This window comes from Streptomyces sp. PA03-6a, from assembly GCF_033792765.1.
Lineage (GTDB): Bacteria > Actinomycetota > Actinomycetes > Streptomycetales > Streptomycetaceae > Actinacidiphila.
On the sequence record NZ_JARAVK010000005.1, the window covers coordinates 25342 to 44328 of the forward strand.

The following is an 18987-nucleotide window of genomic DNA, read 5'->3' on the forward strand; positions in this document are numbered from 1 at the left end:
GTGACGCCGGGAGCGGAAAAGGCGCCCCGCCGACCCGTGAACTTCGCGTACCCATTTCGGCAGCCAAAGGCCATTCCCCCCCCCACGACCATTTCCCGCCTCCCGTCGCGGAGCAGTCGGCAGCGTCGGCCCGCACATTGGCCTCACGTCCATTGCATGCCGATCCGCGCATCCGCCTGCACCGCCGGTGGCGCTGTGACCTGGGTACCTGCTTGCGCCTACCTCAGATTATGGAAGGAACGTTCTATATAATGTCTCCATGACCCAGACGAAGAGCGGGCCTGCCACGACCGGCCGCAAGTCGGCGGCGCGGGAGCGGCTGCTGACCACCGCGAGCAGGCTCTTCTACACCGAAGGGATCCGCGCTGTCGGCGTCGACCGGGTGATGGCGGAGGCCGACGTCGCGCGCGGCACCTTCTACCGGCACTTCGAGGGCAAGGACGACCTGGTGCGCGGCTACCTGGACGCCACCGATCGCGACATCCGGGCCCGGGTGGCCGTGGCGGCCGAGAAGACGGGGGGAGGCGGGGCGTTGCTCGATGTCGTCGCGCACAGCATCGGCGAGGAGATCTGCGGTCCGGGGTTTCGGGGCTGCCCCTTCATCAACGCGGCCGCGGAGTACCCGGATCGGGAGTGCCCGATCCACCAAGCCGTGCTGAGGCACCGCGAGTGGTTCCACCAGATCCTGGAGGACACCTTCGCGACCATGGGCGTCACGGACCCCCGGCAGTCCGCCGACCTGGTGGTCGCCCTACGTGACGGAGCGATGGTCGCGGGCTACCTCGGCGACTCCCGGTCCGCGGCGCGCACCCTGGTCCAGGGTGTCGGCCTGGTCGCCGCATCGGGCTGACGGAAGGGCGACCGAAGATTGATTGAGCGATAAGGTCATACGTATGCCATCCGAGTCGCAGCCCTCGAACCGTCTGTTCCCGCCACGCCTGCCCGCCGGCCGCTTGGGTGTTGCGGTCGTTGCCGAGCTCGTCGACCTCATCGTGACGGGCCAGTTGAAGGAAGGCGCGTTGCTGCCCCCGGAGGGTCCGCTGAGCGAACACTTCGGCGTGAGTCGCACGGTGCTGCGTGAGTCGGTGAAGCGGCTCGAGGAGAAGGGCCTGGTGATCGTTTCCCAGGGTCGCGGCACCCAGGTGAGAGCGCCTGGGTACTGGAACATGCTCGATCCGGTGGTGCTGTCCGCGTTGATCGACAACGACGCGACGCTCGGTGTCCTTGACGAGCTGACGATCGTGCGGGCGAGCCTCGAGTCGGCAATGGCGGGAGCGGTTGCCGCTTCGCGCAGCGCAGATGGGTTGAGGAGGCTGGAGAACGCGTTGACCACGATGCGTGAAAGCGAGTCCGAGACGGACTCCTTCCGGCAAGCGGATGTGGTGTTCCACTACGCGCTCATGGAGGTCTCGGGCAACCGGCTGGCGGAGAACATCGCCAAGCACCTGTACAAGCGCGCCACGGAGTCCAGCCGTTACCAGGGCATCGACCCCCCTGATGCGGTCGCACTGACCCTGAAGGAGCACGCGGCCATCGTCGATGCCATCTCAAGGAAGGACGTAGCCGCGGCCCAGAAGGCTATGCACGATCACATCCACACCTCGTGGGAGCGTCGTCGGCTGCCCGACCACGCGCCACGGGCGCGTGGTCGGGCGCTCGATCAGGAAAGCGAGTAGACGTCGGCGGCGTTGCCGCCGAACACACGCGCGCGTTCCGCGGCGGAAAGCCCGTCGAGCAGGGTTTCCAGAGCGGACTTCCAGGGCGCCGCTCCCCCGCCGAGCTCAGCCAACGGCCAGTCGGAGCCGTAGAGCAGACGCTCAGGGCCGAAGGATCCCAGGGCGATCGTCACCGGGTCGGCGAGATGGGCTGCCTGCCACGATCCGGGGGCGAGGCCCGACGTGAGTCCCGAGACCTTCGCGACGACGTTCGGTTGTCGCGCGAGCTCCCGCAGCCGCGACGCCCACGTGCTCCTGTCCTCCCCGGGCTCGGGTGGACCGCCCAGGTGATCGAGCACGAAGCGGAGGCCGCTGTGGCGCGCGGCCAGACGGGTCGCCTGCGGGAGCTGCCACTCACGTACGACGAGGTCGAAGCAGAGGCCCTCCCGCTCGAGGACGGCGAGGCCCGCACCGATCTCCTCGCGCATCATCCACTCCGGGTCCGGGTCGATGTGGGCGAGATGCCGCACCCCGACGACGGGGACAACGGCGTTCTCGCGGATCCGGTCGAGCTGAGGTCCGACCTCCGCCGTGAGGTCGACCCACGCGACGAGGCCTGCGACGGCGGGCGAGTTCAACTTGGCGAGCCGGACGCTCTCGTCGAGGCTGTTGCTCGACTGCACGACGACGGCACCGTCGAGTCCGGTCGAGGCCAGCATCTCGCTCAGATCGCGGGCGCCGAAGTCCCGGGCGATCGGCGCCATGGTCTCCGGGTCGATCCAGTCCTGCGGGTCCACGGCCCGGTCCCACAGGTGCACATGGGCGTCGATGCCGGCAGTCATGCGAGGTGCCACACTTCCTCGACGGGCTGCCACAGCGCGCCTGGATCACGCTCCTCGGCGATCCTCACCTGGCAAGGGTCGGTGTGCGTCCACCATTCCTGCGAGACCGGGTCGTCGGCGATCCGTCGCATGTCCGCCCCGTGGTCCTCGCCGACGTACTCGTAGTAGGCGAACAGGATGTCGCCGAAGATGAAGATGCTGTAGTTGCGTACGTTGCATTCGGTGAGCTTTCGCTCGACGCCCGGCCACACGGCACGGTGCAGTGCCAGGTACTCCTCGCGCTTGTCGGGCCGCACACCCGCGACGAAGGCCCTGCGCTCGGGTCGACGGGTCATCGGGTTCGGCCTCCGCGGTGCGTCGGGTCGTCGATCACGTCGGGTTCGGCCACCAGCCGCAGGGCGGCGCGTTCGGGCCGGATGTGGGGGCCGGTCGCCGCGGGCAGGGGCGGAGCGGCGTCGGCCGGTGACATCCGGGACTCGTCGACGACGATCCCGATGCCTGGGCGATCGCCCAGGACGATGCCTCCGTCGTCAAACTGCTGGTCCACGTCGAGACCGACGGGGAAGTGAAGGTCCTGGACTTCGAAGGTCAGCAGGTTCGGTACGGCGGCGGCGGCGTGCGCCACCGGGTTCGCGTTGTACGCGACGGGACTCACCGGCAGGTCGTGGGCGTGCGCGAGCGTCGCGACGCGGAGGAAGTGGGTGATCCCCCACACGTTGCCGACCTGCACGATGTCCACCGCGTTGGCGTCGAGCAGAGGGCGGTACTGCTCCAGCCCGGTCAGGTTCTCGCCGCTGGCGATCGCCGCGCGTACCTTCCCGCGCAGCGAGGCCATGCCGGCCGCGTCCCACCGGCGCAGCGGTTCCTCCACCCAGGTGAGGTCCATGCGCTCTTCGATGGCCGCGACGTACCGGGCCGCCTGGGCGTGGTTCCACGACTCATTGGCGTCGAACATGAGCGCCGGCCGGCGGGAGTTGCGGCTGAGGACGTCGCGCATGATCTCCAGCCGGGGCAGGTCGCGGTCGAGGTCGCGGCCGCCCTTGAGCTTGCCGGCCTTGAACCCGCGGTCCGCGAACCGGCCGTAGAGGTCGACCAGTTCGTCGTCGGTCAGGCCGTACTCGAGACCGGACGCATAGCCCGGGACGAAGCGCTCGCGGGCACCGAGGGTCCGCCAGAGCGGCTCGTCGGCGGCCTTGGCCTTGATGTCCCAGAGGGCCATGTCGACCGCCCCGACGGTGCCGAAGGTGGATCCCGAGTGACCGGCCTTGAACACCCAGTCGAGCATGCGGTCGTAGAGCGCCATGACCGAGCGCGGGTCGTCGCCCTCGATCGCGGGGAAGACACGGGCGATGTCGGCGTGGGCCCCGAGGCCCACTCCCTCGATTCCGCTGTCGGTCTCGATGATGAGGACGGGGACCGGCGTGGAGTGGCCGGGCTGGACACCGTTGACGTCCCCGGTGATTCTGCCCCAGTCGTGAACGGTGCTCAGACTGCGGTACCCGGTGATCTTCATCGGCGGTGGTTCTCCTTGCAGGTGCGAGTGGTCATTCCTTGGTTCCTCCGGCTGTCATGCCTGCGACCAGGAATCGCTGGGAGAACAGGAAGACGACCAGGACGGGCAGGATCGACACGATCGTCCCCAGCGCCAGGGTGGGCAGCTGGACGGAGTCGGATCCCGCGGAGCTGGGATTGAAAGCCGGGGTCGACGCCAGGAGCGAGGTGAGCCCGACCTGGATCGGGTAGCCGTCGCTCGAGGGCAGCATCACGAACGGGAGGAAGAAGTTGTTCCAGTTCTGTACGAAGCTGAAGAACGCCACCAGGGCGACGATCGGGGCGGCCAGCGGAAGGGCGACCCGGGTGAAGACCTGGAACCCGCTGCAGCCGTCGATGCGCGCGGCCGCGAGGATGTCCCGAGGGATGCTGGTCGAGAAGTAGATGTAGGTGAGATAGACGCCGAACGGGAAGAACGACATCGGCAGGATCACCGACAGCGGGCTCCCGATCAGGCCGACGCTGTTCAGTTCGAGGAAGATCGGCAGCACCAGTGCGGTGTTGGGGATCAGCATGACGACGAGTGTCAGCACGAGCAGCGCCTGCCGGAGCCTGAACTCCGTGAGCGCGAGCGCGTAGCCGGCGGGGATGCTCACGAGGAGCGTGATCACCAGAGCGCCGATCGCGTACAGCGCGGAGTTCCCGATCCAGGTCGTCACCGCACCGTCCTGGAAGTCGAACAACTGGTGCCAGTTGGCGACGAGGTCCGACCACGACCCGATCGAGAACGGGTCGGCGACGACGAGCGTCTTCGAGGACTTCGTGACCGCGAGGAGCAGCCAGACGATCGGGACGGCGAAGAACAGGAGGAAGACGACGAGCAGGACGCCGATGATGGACCGCCCGCTCCACCCGCTGAGGCTCGGCCGGCGGCGTGCGGCGGAGAGTGCTGCCATGGTCATTCCTTCTCGAAGAGGCCGCCGCGGGTCACGAACACCCAGGACAGCAGGAGCGCGACGACCAGCAGGATCAGCGAGATCGCCGCCGCGCCGTTGAAGTCGTTCTGCTGGAAGGCGTACTGGTAGGCCAGCTGGTTGAGCGAGTAGTCGTTGGGCACCACCGCGTTGCTGGCCTGGCTGAGCAACTGCGGTTCGACGAACAGCTGGGTCCCGGCCGCGAGCGACATGACGCCCATGTACGCGACCCACTTGCGCAGCATCGGAAGCTGGATCCGGAACGCGATCTGGACGGCGTTCGCACCGTCGATGCGGGCGGCCTCGATCACTTCGGTGCTGATGTTGTTGAGGGCGCCGTACATGATGAGGATCCATCCGCCGGCTCCGGTCCAGAACGCGATGATCGCGAAGATCGCCGGAAGGTGGCCGGGTTGGATCACCTGCACGAAGCTCTCGAACCCCATCGCCGTGAGCAGACCGCTGACCGGGCTCGCGGTCGGATCGAGGACGAAGAGCCACAACAGGACGCTGGACGCGCCCGCGAGCGCGCCGGGCAGGTAGTAGACGAAGCGCAGGGTCGTGCTGACCCACCGCACACCGAGCGCGTGGACCACCAACGCCAGGCCGACGACGAAGACGACCAGCCCGAGGAGCCAGATGAGGAGATAGGTGGTCACGTGGAACACGGCCGGCCAGAACCGGAAGTCGCCGACGACCTTCGTGAAGTTGTCGAAGCCTGCGAATCCACCGTCGGCGTTCGTGAAGGCCAGGAGTACGGCGTAGAGCGAAGGGACGATCCCGAAGACGACGGTGAGCAACGCGTAGGGCGAGACGAACAGATAGCCGATCGGACTGCGAGCGAAGGAGCGGCCGGCCGACCGGCCGCTGCCCCGGCCTGACCGCCGACGCCCCGAGGCGTCGACGGCCGGCCGGCCGCTCGGAGGAGCGAGGGTCATGTCAGTTCACCTTGTATCCGTTGACCTTGGCCTGGTTCGTGATGGCCGTCTGCCAGGTCGGCAGCAGGTCCACGATCGACTGGCCGCCCGTGATCCCCGGGGTCATCGTCTTCGCCCATATCGCCTCCTGGCTGAACATGGGGTAGCCCCAGCCGTCCCAGACCTGTGACGCCGCGGTCACCACCGGCTGCAGCGAGGTGGCGTAGTACTTGCTCGCCTCCTGCTTGGCGATCCACTTCTGTGCGGCGGGCGCGTACGCCGGGTAACCCGGTGCGACATCGACCTGGTACTCGTCGGCGGTGGTGACGAACTGGACGAACTTCTCGGCGGCCTTCAGGTTCTTCGAATGGCTGGAGACGAACCAGGTCCCGCCACCCACGTTGCCCGTCACCGCCCCGCTCTCGCCCTTCCACGGCAGCGGCGCGCCGACACCGAGCCGCCCGGCCGGCACGTTGAGCGACTGGGGGTTGTTGAAGATCGCGCCGGCGTACCAGGCCGGACCCGGCATCATCAGCACCTTGCCCGAGTACTTCTTCAGGAACTCGGGGGTGAACACGCTGACCACCGGCACGGTCCCGTTGTCGCGGAGGGTGTCGAGCAGCGAGGCGGCCCGCTTGCACTCGGTCGAGTCGGTCTTCACGGTGAGGGACTTGGGGCCGGGCACGTCATTGGCCTGGCACTTGCTCCCCCACATGAACACCTCGGGCGTCCAGGCGTCGCCGGCCGTCCCGACGATGTAGCCGGGGTGCTCCTTGGCGACCTTCTCGCCGAGCGCCTGGTACTCCTCCCACGTGGTCGGCAGGGCGTAGCCGAACTGGTCCAGCAGGGACTTGTCGTACCAGAGCACCGCCTGGGCGAGGTCGTTGCGCAGGCAGTACACGGCGCCGTCCACCGTGCAGGGGTTGAGCGAGCCCTCGGTGAAGTTGCCGAGCGTGTCCTTCGGGACCAGACCCTTGTCCAGCACGGCCGCGAACGCCTGCTTGCCGCCGCTCCTCTGGCTCGCCCATGCCGCGTCGTTGTTCTGGCTGGAGAAGACGACGTCGGGCCAGCCACTGCCGGCGCGGTCGAAGAGCTGCATCTTCGTCCGGAAGGAGTTGGACCCGTTGGCCGACCCGTCATAGGTGACGACCTTGATCTTGGTGTCCGGGTTCGCCGTCTGGAACGCCTTCGCGGCAGCCTGCCTGTCCGCGTCCACCCAGACGGTGATCGTCGAGGAGGCTTCCTGCTTGGCTTCGGGAAAGCCGTACGCGCCGTTCGCCGAGTTGCCCTTGCCGCCGCAACCGGCGAGGGCCAGGAGCGCCGTTGCGGCGCACAAAACGGCGACCGTCGACGCCTTACGGCGCGAACGCACCGCAGTGTGGATTCCGGCCATGGGATGTCCTTGTCTTGTCGACTTCGTTGACGACTCCGCGCCAGGACTGTAGGGCATACGTATGATGTTTGTCACGAGCTTGAGGTGCATCATCTTGAGGGGTGAGCGTCGACGGTTGTTCCGGTCGGCAACTCGGCCGCGCCGACGTGTGATCGTGTCCCCATCGATGCGGGGGACGCAGCCGGAGGCGTACTGGCATCGGGCGATACTCGACGCGATCCGCCACCTCGTCGACAACGGCATCAAGTGCGGGCGGTACCCGCCGACTTTCCGCCGCGGGAACACCGGCGACCGCGCCGCCGCCGACGTCGGCGGCGAGGAACAGCCCCATCGTCTCCCGGAGGTCAGCACGTGCCCGCCCAGCGGGCTGCCCGCACCGCCTCTCGCAGGGGCGTCGTCACCAACAACGGGCGTGCGAAAGCCTCATCGGCCGAGCCAGCCACCGTCGACCGGCAGGATCGTCCCGGAGATGTAGCGCGCAGCGTCCGACGCCAAGAACACGGCAGCGCCTGCGATGTCCTCCGCGGTTCCCCACCGCCCCGCCGGTATCCGCTCGAGGATCGCGCGGGACCGGTCAGGGTCGTCCTGAAGCGCTTGGGTGTTGTCGGTCGCGATGTAGCCCGGGGCGATGCCGTTGACGGTCACACCCTGTCCGGCCCACTCGTTCGAGAGCGCCCGGATCAGTCCCGCCACGCCGGACTTGGCCGCCGCATAGCCCGGCACGTTGATCCCGCCCTGGAACGAGAGCAGGGACGCGGTGAAGACGATGCGCCCGTGCCGCGCCTCCAGCATCCGCCGCCCGAGAACCTGGCTGAGCACGAACGTGCTCGTGAGATCGACTTCGAGCACCTCGTCGAACCATTCCAGGGGGTGCTCGGCGGCGGGAGCGCGGCGGATGGTCCCGGCGTTGTTGACCAGGATCTCCACCGGGCGCTCGCCTGCGGCGAGTTCTTCCGCGAACCGGGTCACCTGCCGCCGGTCCGCGAAGTCGACGCGGTGTCCCGAGAACTCACGGCCGAGCCGGCGCACGCGGTCGCCGATCGCCGAGGACTCGGGATCGAGGGTGGCGGAGACTCCGACGACGTCGGCACCGGCAGCGGCCAGGGCCTCGGCGACGGCGAACCCGATTCCACGCTTGGCCCCCGTCACGACAGCGAGGCGCCCGGTCAGGTCGAACGGGTTCATGACGCGCTCACCTCGACGAGCAGCTTCATCGCCTGCCCGGCCTCGAGGACACCGAACGCCGATTCGACCTCAGTCAGGGGCACGATGCCCGTGATGAGTTTCTCGGCCGGTATCGCGCCCTCGGCCAAGAGCTCGATGGCGCGCTCGAAGTCGTGGCGCTGGTAGACCCGTGCCCCGAGCAACCTCAGCTCCCGCCAGAACACGCGGTGCAGGTCGATCGGCCGCGGTTGCGCGTGGATGGCCACCACCACGAGCGTGCCACGGACCTTCGCCAGGCTGGTAGCGGCGAGCACGGCGGCGGCCGAGCCGGAGACTTCGAACACGACGTCCGCTCCGGCGCCGTCCGTCCACTCCTCCACCCACGCGACCTGATCGACCGACGAGGGGTCCAGCGTCGTCAGCCCCATCTCCTCGGCGGCGGCCCGCCGGGTCGGATCGATCTCGGCGACCACGACCTCGGCACCGGACGCCGCGGCGACGGTCGCGATCAGAACGCCGATCGGGCCCGCACCGATGACGACCGCCTTGTCGCCCGCGGCAAGTTCGGAACGCCGTACGTCGTGAACCGCCACCGCGACAGGCTCCACCAGCGCGGCGTCGCGCAGAGAGATCTCCGAGGGCAGTCGCACGAGTGTCGACGCCGGTACGTTCCAGTACTCCTGCAGCGCTCCGGGGCTGTCGATGCCGATGAAGTCCAGGTTCTGGCAGATGTGCTCGTTCCCCGCCCGGCAGGCCGCACAAGTGCCGTCCCAGGCAAGCGGCATGACGGTCACGGCGTCACCCACCGACCAGCCCTCCACACCGGCGCCGAGGGCGACGACCGTGCCCGACATCTCGTGTCCGATCGTCGCCGGCCTGCTGACCCGGCCGTCCATGTCCCCGTGGAACACGTGGAGGTCCGTGCCGCAGATTCCGACGTACGCCACGGCGACCCGGACCTCCCCCGCACGCGGCTCAGCCGGTTCCCGTTCCTCGACCGTCATCGTGTGCGCGCCTACGTAATGTGCCGCCAACATGCCGATCGGCTCCTCCTCGTCAAGTCGCGGGCCGCACCGGCCCACAGCCCTGCGCAGCCTAACAGGGAAACATCATACGTATGTTGTCGCTGCTACATTCAGCCTCGTGACCAGCAAGCCGCCGACGCGCGACCACGCATCCATGGAACAGACGCTCCCGACCCGGGGACTGCGAACCGGGCACCAGCTCACGGAGTTGGGCCTGGGCGCAGCCCAGTTCGGCAACCTGTTCACCGAGACGACCGACGACGCGTCGCATCGCGCCGTCGCAGCCGCGGCCGAGGAAGGGATCCGGTACTTCGACACCGCGCCGCACTACGGCCTCGGACTGTCCGAACGCCGGCTGGGGGACGCCCTCCATACGGCCACTCGTCGAGGTGTGGTCATCTCCTCGAAGGTCGGGCGCCTGCTCGTGGACAGCCCGGACACCCGTCACCTGCTCGATGACGACGGGTTCGTCGTGCCGGCCGCGAAGAGGCGGGTCTGGGACTTCAGCCGCGACGGGATCCTGCGCTCCGTGGAGGAGTCACTGGCGCGGCTCGGGACGGACCGGCTCGACATCGCCTATCTGCACGATCCGGACGACCACTGGGGGCCGGCATCGTCGAGCGGGATCGCCGCCCTGGCCGGGCTACGGGACCAGGGCGTCGTCGGTGCCATCGGCGCCGGAATGAACCAGGCGGCGATGCTGGCCGAGTTCGTGAGGCGGACCGACGTCGATGTGGTGATGGTCGCCGGGCGGTTCACCCTTCTCGACCAATCGGCACTGGACGACCTGTTGCCCGTCGCCGTCGCGCGCGGCGTCGGCGTCGTCGCCGCGGCGGTCTACAACTCCGGACTGCTGAGCACCAAGGCCGTGGACGGTACGGCGACCTACGACTACGCGGCAGCGCCGCCGGCCGTCGTCGAACGTGCCGCCCGCATCGCCGCCGTCTGCGAGCGACACGACGTGGAGCTTCCCGCGGCCGCCGTCCAATACCCGTTGCGCCATCCCGCGGTCGTCTCGGTGGTGACAGGGATGCGCACCGGGGAACACGTGCGAAGCAATGTCGCGCGGTACCGGGCGGACATCCCGGAGGCGCTGTGGGAGGAGCTGCACGTCACAGGGCTCGCCCCGGATCCGGTCCGGGCAAGCTAGCCCTCCGGGACTCGAAGTCATACGTCACATGAATCTTGTCGCAAACATCATACGTATGCTAACTCTGTGTCGGGCATCAACGCCCCTATCACAGGAAGCGATCGAACATGACATCGACGTCAGACTCGACACGCTCGGTGAGCAGACGATGGAGGCGCAGGGCCGGCGCCCTTGCAGCGCTCGGCGCCTGCGCCGTCATCGCGTCAGCGCTCATCCCCCTCCAGGCGCAAGCCGCGCCCCGGGCGGAGTACTTCGCAGCCCCGGACGGCAAGGACGCCGGACACTGCAGCCAGGCGCAGCCGTGCTCGCTCGAACGGGCTCAGCACGTCGTCGGCCCCGCCACCAAGCACGGTGACGTGACCGTCCAGCTCGCCGACGGCACCTACCGCCTCTCCGAGCCCCTCCGGTTCGGACCCGGCGACGACGGTGGCGACCACACCGTCCAGTGGACCGCCGCCCCGGGCGCCCACCCCGTCATCACGGGCGCCTCGAAGGTCACCGGCTGGTCCAAGTCCCAGGCGGGGTCGGGCATCTGGGAGGCGGACACCCCGCATGGCCTCGACACCCGCCAGCTCTACGTGAACGGCGTGATCGCCCCTCGCGCCGCCATCCGCCTGGCCAACGCCGACGTCACTCCGACCGCGACCGGTCTCACCATCAAGAACCCGGCCCTGAGCTACCTCGCCACGCTCCCCGACCAGGGGCGCATCGAGTTCGAGTCCCTCGGCGACTTCACGAACCGCTACTCGCCGGTCCAGAGCATCAGTGCCACCGAGATCACGATGGCGCAACCGGCGTGGGACAACAACACCTGGGGCTGGGACACCGTCCAGAACTCGTTCCTGGCCGGGCCGAGCTGGTACCTCGACAACTCGCTGAGCTTCCTGACCCAGGTCGGCCAGTGGTACATATCCCCGAGTGCCGGGAAGCTCTACTACAAGCCGGCGGACGGGGTCGACCCCAACCGGCTCGACATCGAGCTGCCCCGCCTGGAGTCGCTGATCAGCATCGGCGGGACGTACGACGATCCGGTGACCGGACTTGCCTTCAAGGGCATCCAGTTCTCCGGAACCTCCTGGCTCGGCCCCTCGACCGACGGGTACGCGGACCAGCAGAACGGCCTGTTCATCAAGGGCGCCTACGACTACCGCCCCGCCGACGCCTTCACCAACTGCTCGCGCGGCTGCGAGATGTTCGAACGAGCGCGCACCAGCTGGTACCAGGAACCCGCCGCCGTGCAGGTGTCCGCCGCCAGCCGCATCTCGTTCACCGGCAACACGTTCACCAACCTCGGCCAGTCGGCGCTGGGCATCGGGAACGACGCCAACGCCACGGTGACCGGGGTCGGGCTGGGCGCCGGCGACATCGACGTGGTCGGCAACCGGTTCACGGAGAACAGCGGCCACGGCGTCGCGGTCGGCGGCGTGCTGCCCGACGCGCACCACCCCAGCGACCCGAGGATGACCAACCACGACATCCTGATATCCGACAACACGATCAATCGCGTGGCGGTCGACTACAAGGACAACAGCGGCATCCTCAGCACCTACGTCACAGGCGCCCGCATCCTGCACAACGAGGTCTCCAACGTCCCCTACGACGGCATCGACACCGGCTACGGCTGGGGCATCAACGACGCCGGGGGCTCGAACGACTACGTCGACCGCGGCTACTACAAGTGGAACACGCAGTACACGACGCCGACGACGCTGAAGGACAACCGCGTCGAGGGCAACCTCGTGCACAACACGAAGGCGCGCTTCGCCGACGGCGGATCGGTCTACAACCTCTCCGCGAGCCCGGGAAGCGTCGTCGCCAAGAACTACCTGTTCAACATCTCGGGCGTCGGCCTCTACCTCGACGAGGGCTCCCGCTCGATGACCTACGAGAACAACGTGGTCCAGGGCGGTTCCTTCCTCTTCACCAACGCGTACAGCCTCCGCAACAACACCAGCGACAACGTCATCCAGAACAACTGGTACAACTCGGGTGGGGCCTCGACGCCGAACGCCGCGGCGCACAACAACCAGCTGATCAACAACGTGAAGGTCACCGGCGCCAACTGGCCCGCGGCCGCACGGGACGTGATCTGCCAGGCGGGTGTCGCGCCGCAGTACCGGACCTCGCTCAACGCGAACCAGTTCGGCTTCAGCGGGTGCCCGGCAGGTGGACCCGTCGCACCCGGCCTGCGCACTTCCGGAAGTTCGGCCGTCAGCTCGTACTTCGGCCAGAGCGGCGGTGGATTCGGGATCGCGGCAGCGGGCGCCGACGTGTGGGGCGCCGGCGGGCAGCACGACGACCAGTTCGGCTCGATCTACCGGGACGACTCGTTCGCGGCCGACTCGAGCGTGTCCACCCGGGTCGTATCGGTCAACGACGCCAACGCCTGGGCCAAGTCCGGGGTCATGGTCCGCAACGACATGACCAAGGCGGGGAGTTCGGCCGGGTACGCCGTCGTCGCGGTCACCGCCCGCAACGGCGTCGTGTTCGAGTGGGACGCCAACGGCGACGGATACCTGGACACCGACGCCCGCGCCGGCGTCGACATCTACCGCCCCGTCTGGGTGAAGCTCACCCGGTCGGGGACCTCGTTCAGCGCCTCGTACTCCTACGACGGCGCCAACTACGTCCCGCTCGGTCAGCCCGTTACGTTGGCCTCGGCGGCAGCGAAGCAGGACGCGGGCATCTTCTCCACGTCCCACGACGTCACGCAGTCAGCGATCAACCAGTTCGACTCCAGCTCCTTCACGGCCGCGATGATGCCGTAGGCGCCGCTCCCGGTGGGTCGACGACAGGCCCGGTGAGGTGTTCCGGAGCGCGCCGGCAGACCGGCCGTTCTCGGACTCCGGCGGCGGGCGCACGAGAAGACCAGAGCACCGAAAGTGACCTGTCGTCGGCCATCCGACCATGCGGGGCGGGCGTACGCTCGCCCCGCACGGCCTTCCGGCACAGTGCGGTGGGCCGCATTCAACCCGGCCGTTGAGGCTGTGGGGACAGCAAACGCCGAAGGTATTCGTCACGGGTCACGCCGCGCCGGCACTGCCCGCGCCGGGCCCCAGTCGTCAGCGGAGGGGAGCGGCACGAAAATGGCGAGTGCCGGTCCGCATCGATGGTGCCCGCCCAGCGCAAGGGGGAACGCCGCTGTGCTGACTCCCTGTACGGTTCGGCAGGCGATGAGCACGCCGATGGTGGAGGCGAACGCTGCGACGCAGGTCGCCACGAGGTAGACGGCGAACACCGCCGGCAGCACGCGCCGGTGGCCGAAGTGGTCACCGAAGGATCCGGCGAGCGGCGCGAGGACCGCGCCGGCGAGCAGGTAGGGGGTGAGGATCCATCCGGTCAGCCCCAGGTCGGCGTGGAGATCCTTTCCGAGAGCCGGCAGCGCCGGTACCAGGACGTCGCGTACGACGACGGGGACACCTTGGCCCTGCCGACCGCCGCGAGCGTCGCGTCGAGATGAAGCGGGCCGCCGATCCGGCTCTGGCTCCTTGCGCTGATCCGTGCGGTCATCGAGGTGCGTCTACGAGCGCGGGTGGCGACCTGCTCCCGGTCGGGTGAGGTCGGGATGACAGCGAGGTCGTGATCACCCACCGCCCGGCCGTTCGTTACCGGTCATGTCGGTGTGCGGGTCGCGTGCAGCGAGGACGCTGAAGAGGGTGGCGACGATGGCGAGTACGGCGTATCCGAGGGCGATGTGCGGTAGCGAGAAGGAGTTCGAGAGTTGGCCGGAGACGAGGCTGGGGAAGGCGGCTCCGCTGTAGCAGAGGAGGTAGACGGCGCTGAAGATCGGTGCCCGGTCGGCGAGGGTGCTGTCGTGCAGTAGACCGCGGGTGGCGGAGCTGATGGCGATGCCCTGACCGGTGCCGGCGATGATGGTTGCGGCGATGAACAACGCCAGTGTTCCGACGGCGATCGCTGCAATGATGCCGATCCATCCGGTCAGGAAGACGAGCATCCCGAACCGCTGGGCCGCCGCGGATGTGAACCGGCCGCCGATGGGAGCGCCGAGGACGCTGGGGGCCATGTAAAGGGCGAACAGCAGTCCGAGGATGAGCGGGCTGTGGGTGTGGAACTGATCTGCGACCAGTGCGGGCATGAAGGCCTGGTAGAAAGCCCCGGTCGCCCAGGTCGCGAGGAACACCGCGGCGGCGACAGGGAGCAGATGCCTGACCCGGACCGGTACGCGGACCCGGGGTAGCAGTGATTGCCAGGCGCCCGGCGTCGGCTTCGCGGTTTCCGGGCTGATGAGGATGAGTGCGGCAGACAGTACGAGGAAACCGGCGCAGACCAGGTAGATGAGGTGGCGTGGCCAGGGGCCGAACTGGACCAGGGCGCCGGAGGCGATGGCGCCGAGGGTGAGGCCGAGCATGGGGCCCTGGCTGGAGGCGACGGAGGCCAGCCATTCCGGTCTGGTGGGTGCGGCGTCGACGATGTAGGAGGTGAGGCTGCTACTGGCCACCCCCGTACCGACACCCATCAGTAGCCGACCGGACAGCAGGGTCCCGATGTCGTGCACGTTCAGCAGCAGCAGACAGCCCAGCAGGAGCAGGCCGAGACTGGCGATCGCGGTCGGCCGTCGGCCCAGATGACTGGACAGTCGTCCCAGCACCAACAGTCCGGCGATGGTGCCGACGGAATTGCTGACGACGGCCAGTGAGATGCCGGCGTTGGTAAACCCGTCCTCGGCCCGGTAGGTGTTGAACAAGGGGATCGGTGCGGCCGACGCGGCAAACGAGGCCACCAGGGAGACCACCGCGGATGAGAACGCCAGCCGGAGGGTTCTGCCCCGGCGGGTCAGGCTGATCACTGGTGCCACGTCCTGCATCGAGCAGTGCCTTTCCATGAGTCGGTGAGTCAGGTCCCGATGTCGGTCGTGGACGCTCCGGCCTGCGACTGCGGCCGGGTGCGCGAGAGAGGATCACGGGGTCGTGGACTGTTCGCATGCGGACAGCGCCGGAGTGGCCGACGGCGTTGGCGGCCACACCGGCGCCGATTCCGCTGGTCGTGCTCGTGACCTGTGCCGACTTGAGCGGGTACTGGAGCGAGGCCGCGTCTTCGGCCTCTTGCCGTCTCGTGACGGGTTGCCCAGCGCCCGGCAGTATCGACAGCGCGTTCGGCTCAGGTGCCCGGAGCGATCGCACAGGCCGACACGCAGACCCAGCCTGCCTCACGCTTCTGGTACGTGTCCGTGTACAGGGCTTCCTGGGCCGCTCCGTCGGCGAGCATGGTGTAAGTGGCGCGGCCGTGGATCAGGGCAACGTCACTGAGGATGCGGATCTTGACATCGTGCACAGCAAGATCCTTGAAGGGCCGCGGGTTGGCGATGTATTCGAGGAACTCGGCACGGTTGCGCGTGACACCCGGAGTCTGCACGACGAAGTCCTCGGCGAGCATCTCGCTGAAGCGCTGGACGTCGTTGAACTGGTCCGAGTGGACGTAGTCGCTGTTGAGCTGATCGAGGATCGCCAGATCTTCGACGGTCTGCTTGGTGTTGGTGTCGTTCACTTTCTTGTTCCTTCTGTGCGTGTTGCGGCGTTCGCTGCAGGTGGGCTGTCGTCTCGGTGCCGTGTGCACGGCACCGGCGCGCACGGTTGCGGACTGTCGATCAGGTGCTGGTCGACGCGGCGAACGAGGCCATCAGGGAGACCACCGCACATGGGAATGCCTCGCGTTCGCCATGGAATGCGGCCGTCGCGATCCGGATGAAGAGGTGGACGGCTTTCGCGCGCCGCCGCCTCTTGGGAGCCCGGGCCTCGTGTGTAGGTCGGGAAGCTCCTGCTCCGAGCGAAGGCCACTGGTTGGGACGAACTCTCATCAAGCTTCTCAAGGACAAAACGGGACTGTCAAGTCCTCTTCCCCTTGAGATTCCCGATCGCTTTCCCAGAAATGGGCAGCTCAGAGGCGTCAAGCCTGGAAGTAGCGTCTAGGAGCATGGACTGTGTAGCTCTTCGTAGAAGAGGCGACCGTCGACGGGCAGCGACCTACGGACGGCCCGGGCGCCTGTGCGGTGCCGGCACTACGACTGAAGGGATGCTCGTGTAGGGCTCGGCTGCCACGCTTCGTGGTCGCCGCCGCAGGGTCAGAATTGCGAGTGCAGCGGTTTGCCTGTCAGCGCGAGAGCTGCCTCACCGAGCGCCGCACCCTGTGTCGGATAAGCGTGGACGAGGCCGGCAACGTCCTGAGGACGCGCTTCCCAGTTGTAGATGAGCTGCGCTTCCCCGATCTGCTCACTGATCCGGTCGCCGATCATGTGCACACCGACGACTGCCCCGTCCTTCCTCCGGACGACCTTGACGTGCCCTTCCGTTCTCAACGTGCGGCTACGAGCGTTGGCCGCGAGGTCGTAGACGACGAAGTCGACGTTCTCGGCCCCGTACGCCTGCTTGGCCTTGGCTTCCGTCAGGCCGACCGACGCGATCTCAGGGCGGGAGAACGTGACACGCGGGACGCCGTCGTAGTCGATCGGCACAGCAGCCTTCTTGGCCACTCGCTCGGCGACGAGGACGCCCTCGGCGAAGCCGACGTGTGCAAGCTGCGGAGTGGGGACCAGGTCTCCGATAGCGGAGATGGTGGGGACGCTGGTACGCATGTACTCGTCGACCATCACGTGCCCCTTGTCCATTACGACGCCGGCCTCCTCGAAGCCCAGGCCCTGGGAAACAGGGCCTCGTCCGACGGCCACGAGCAGGAGGTCGGCTTCCAGCGCCTTGCCGTCCGCCAGACGGACGCGGATGCCGTCCTGTGTGTACTCGCTGCCGACGAAGGGGACGCCGAGGTGGAGGGCGATACCCCGCTTGAGGAACTCCGTCTCCAACCGGCTGGAGACGGTCTCGTCCTCCGTCGGGACAAGGTGTGGCAGGGCCTCGACAACGGCGACCTGGGCTCCGAACGACGACCACGCGGAGGCGAACTCGACGCCGATCACTCCCCCGCCGAGCACGATCACGGACTTGGGGACGTAGTCGAGGGTGAGAGCGTGGTCCGACGAGATCACTCGCCGTCCGTCGATCTCCAGTCCGGGCAGGGTTCTTGGGACGGACCCGGTAGCGAGTACGACGTGGCGACCCGTGAGCCGGCGGCCTCCGACATCGACGGAGGTCGCTGATGACAGTCGGCCCTCCCCTTCGACATAGGTGATGCCGCGTGCGTCGACGAGGCCGGTGAGCCCATTGCAGAGGCTTGTGACGACGCTGTTCTTGTATGCGCGCAGGGCGTCCATGTCGATGCCTTGAAAAGACGAGCGCACCCCCATGTCGCGAGCCTGGCGGGCCTGATCGGCCAGTTCTGCCGCGTGCAGCATGGCTCTGGTCGGGATGCAGCCGTTGTGGAGGCACGTGCCCCCGAGCTTGTGGCGTTCGACCAGGGCGACGCTGAGCCCGAGTTGGGCTCCGCGCAATGCGGCGGCGTACCCGGCGCTGCCGGCCCCGAAAACGACCATGTCGTAGTGCTCTTCGTTGACGCTCATGTCATTGCTCCTTTGCGGTTTGCCGGGCGGTTGCCCGGCGGGCGCCGCCCCGGTTGTCGCGGCACCGCTTCAATGGGGGGGGAGGACCGGACGGCACGTGTGCCGTCCGTACTGGTCACGAGATGTGGCGCGCGTGGGCGGCAAGCCCGCACGTCCAGGCCGAACAGCTCTCCCGCTGCCTCGTGCACCGCTTATCAGCCCACGGTGTACGTCTTCACGTGGGCTAGTGCCATTTCCATGGCGATGCGCATCGGTTCGACGTCGCGTGTCATCTGGGCGAGCAAGTAGCTTCCCTGCAATGCGGCCATCACGGACACAGCGAGCTTTGCAGGATCGGCCTCCTCCTTGAGCGAGCCGTTCTCCTGCATCCGGCACAGGCCTGCCGTGATCAACTCTTGCCATTCGCCGAACTTCTCAGCGAGCAGGTTTCGGGCCGCGGGATCGTGAGGCGCGCGGGATCCGACGAGTGCACCCAGAGCGCACCCGTAGGCTCCGTCCTGGAGAGAGTTGAGGCGGATGATCGATTCGTTCCAGCGTTCCAGGGCCTGGAAGGAGCTCATCCGTTCCAAGTGCTGTCGGTCGCGATCGAGGATCTGCTGGGCCCGCAACTCGATCACACTGTGCACCAGCTCGTCCTTGTCCGGAAAATGGCGGTAGAACTGGGACTTGCTGGTCCCGCTCACCGCTCGCACGTCATCCAGGGTCACCGAGTTGACACCCTTGACGTAAAAGAGGTCTGCAGCGGCCTGGATCATGCGAACCCGTGCTATGGCTCCGCTGGTGATCGCCATTCTCTGCCCCTTCTGAGAGATCTGGAATCGATGGCGACGCGTGAGGGCGCAGTCCGGGGCATACCGTTGGCGCCGGCCAGCAATGCCACCGGCACCCGGCCCCATCTCCTGCCTTGCCGG

Annotated in this window: 18 protein-coding genes; 5 read left to right on the forward strand and 13 right to left on the reverse strand. The window is 67.8% G+C overall.

Annotated features, from left to right (window positions below):
* Positions 1-259 precede the first annotated feature (259 nt).
* Together PV350_RS02160 and PV350_RS02165 are read left to right on the forward strand one after the other, a co-directional pair.
* Entirely contained in the window at positions 260-850 is a 591-nt protein-coding gene (locus PV350_RS02160; protein WP_500332652.1) for a TetR/AcrR family transcriptional regulator, read from the forward strand.
* A 43-nt stretch (positions 851-893) separates the two neighbouring features.
* Complete coding sequence (locus PV350_RS02165; protein WP_500332654.1) at positions 894-1676, forward strand: FadR/GntR family transcriptional regulator; 783 nt, start codon at positions 894-896, stop codon at positions 1674-1676.
* On the opposite strand, the gene PV350_RS02170 is transcribed toward PV350_RS02165, so the two are convergent.
* The 8 genes from PV350_RS02170 to PV350_RS02205 all read right to left on the reverse strand — a co-directional run bounded on the left by PV350_RS02170 (position 1661) and on the right by PV350_RS02205 (position 9473).
* Positions 1661-2497, reverse strand: a complete 837-nt coding sequence (locus tag PV350_RS02170) for an amidohydrolase family protein (RefSeq protein ID WP_500332655.1) — start codon at positions 2495-2497, stop codon at positions 1661-1663. The two genes, PV350_RS02165 and PV350_RS02170, sit on opposite strands and share 16 nt — an antisense overlap.
* Positions 2494-2832: an L-rhamnose mutarotase gene (locus PV350_RS02175; RefSeq protein ID WP_500332656.1), complete on the reverse strand. Its 339-nt coding sequence runs from the start codon at positions 2830-2832 to the stop codon at positions 2494-2496. The genes PV350_RS02170 and PV350_RS02175 overlap by 4 nt, the downstream gene beginning before the upstream one ends.
* Positions 2829-4010 (reverse strand): mandelate racemase/muconate lactonizing enzyme family protein, encoded by a 1182-nt coding sequence (locus PV350_RS02180; RefSeq protein ID WP_500332657.1) that lies wholly within the window; start codon positions 4008-4010, stop codon positions 2829-2831. Before PV350_RS02180 ends, PV350_RS02175 begins: the two co-directional genes overlap by 4 nt.
* A 31-nt stretch (positions 4011-4041) precedes the next feature.
* Positions 4042-4944: a carbohydrate ABC transporter permease gene (locus tag PV350_RS02185; RefSeq protein WP_500332658.1), complete on the reverse strand. Its 903-nt coding sequence runs from the start codon at positions 4942-4944 to the stop codon at positions 4042-4044.
* 2 nt (positions 4945-4946) lie between these two features.
* Positions 4947-5900: a carbohydrate ABC transporter permease gene (locus PV350_RS02190; RefSeq protein ID WP_499510053.1), complete on the reverse strand. Its 954-nt coding sequence runs from the start codon at positions 5898-5900 to the stop codon at positions 4947-4949.
* 1 nt (position 5901) lies between these two features.
* Positions 5902-7272 (reverse strand): ABC transporter substrate-binding protein, encoded by a 1371-nt coding sequence (locus PV350_RS02195; RefSeq protein WP_500332659.1) that lies wholly within the window; start codon positions 7270-7272, stop codon positions 5902-5904.
* Positions 7273-7695: 423 nt separating this feature from the next.
* Entirely contained in the window at positions 7696-8457 is a 762-nt protein-coding gene (locus PV350_RS02200) for an SDR family oxidoreductase (protein WP_499510055.1), read from the reverse strand.
* Positions 8454-9473: a zinc-dependent alcohol dehydrogenase gene (locus tag PV350_RS02205; protein WP_500332660.1), complete on the reverse strand. Its 1020-nt coding sequence runs from the start codon at positions 9471-9473 to the stop codon at positions 8454-8456. The genes PV350_RS02200 and PV350_RS02205 overlap by 4 nt, the downstream gene beginning before the upstream one ends.
* 142 nt (positions 9474-9615) lie before the next feature.
* On the opposite strand from PV350_RS02205, the gene PV350_RS02210 reads away from it, so the two are divergent.
* Positions 9616-10611, forward strand: a complete 996-nt coding sequence (locus PV350_RS02210) for an aldo/keto reductase (RefSeq protein WP_500332691.1) — start codon at positions 9616-9618, stop codon at positions 10609-10611.
* A 107-nt stretch (positions 10612-10718) separates the two neighbouring features.
* Entirely contained in the window at positions 10719-13379 is a 2661-nt protein-coding gene (locus PV350_RS02215) for a right-handed parallel beta-helix repeat-containing protein (RefSeq protein ID WP_500332661.1), read from the forward strand.
* Positions 13380-13627: 248 nt separating this feature from the next.
* Here PV350_RS02215 and PV350_RS02220 read toward each other — a convergent pair whose 3' ends face one another.
* The gene (locus tag PV350_RS02220) at positions 13628-13960 is read right to left on the reverse strand and encodes an MFS transporter (RefSeq protein ID WP_500332692.1); all 333 of its coding nucleotides are present in this window, start codon (positions 13958-13960) and stop codon (positions 13628-13630) included.
* Here PV350_RS02220 and PV350_RS02225 point away from each other — a divergent pair.
* Positions 13868-14071, forward strand: coding sequence for a hypothetical protein (locus PV350_RS02225; RefSeq protein ID WP_500332662.1), 204 nt, complete (start codon positions 13868-13870; stop codon positions 14069-14071). The two genes, PV350_RS02220 and PV350_RS02225, sit on opposite strands and share 93 nt — an antisense overlap.
* Positions 14072-14194: 123 nt before the next feature.
* On the opposite strand, the gene PV350_RS02230 is transcribed toward PV350_RS02225, so the two are convergent.
* From PV350_RS02230 to PV350_RS02245, 4 genes are all read right to left on the reverse strand, one after another.
* Positions 14195-15436 carry an MFS transporter gene (locus PV350_RS02230; RefSeq protein WP_500332663.1) on the reverse strand — a complete coding sequence of 414 codons (1242 nt, stop codon included), beginning with the start codon at positions 15434-15436 and terminating at the stop codon, positions 14195-14197.
* Positions 15437-15729: 293 nt separating this feature from the next.
* Positions 15730-16116, reverse strand: coding sequence for a nuclear transport factor 2 family protein (locus PV350_RS02235; RefSeq protein WP_500332664.1), 387 nt, complete (start codon positions 16114-16116; stop codon positions 15730-15732).
* A gap of 574 nt (positions 16117-16690) precedes the next feature.
* Positions 16691-18076, reverse strand: a complete 1386-nt coding sequence (lpdA, locus tag PV350_RS02240; protein WP_500332665.1) for a dihydrolipoyl dehydrogenase — start codon at positions 18074-18076, stop codon at positions 16691-16693.
* Between the two features lie 194 nt (positions 18077-18270).
* Positions 18271-18867 (reverse strand): TetR/AcrR family transcriptional regulator, encoded by a 597-nt coding sequence (locus tag PV350_RS02245; protein WP_499510061.1) that lies wholly within the window; start codon positions 18865-18867, stop codon positions 18271-18273.
* Positions 18868-18987 lie beyond the last annotated feature (120 nt).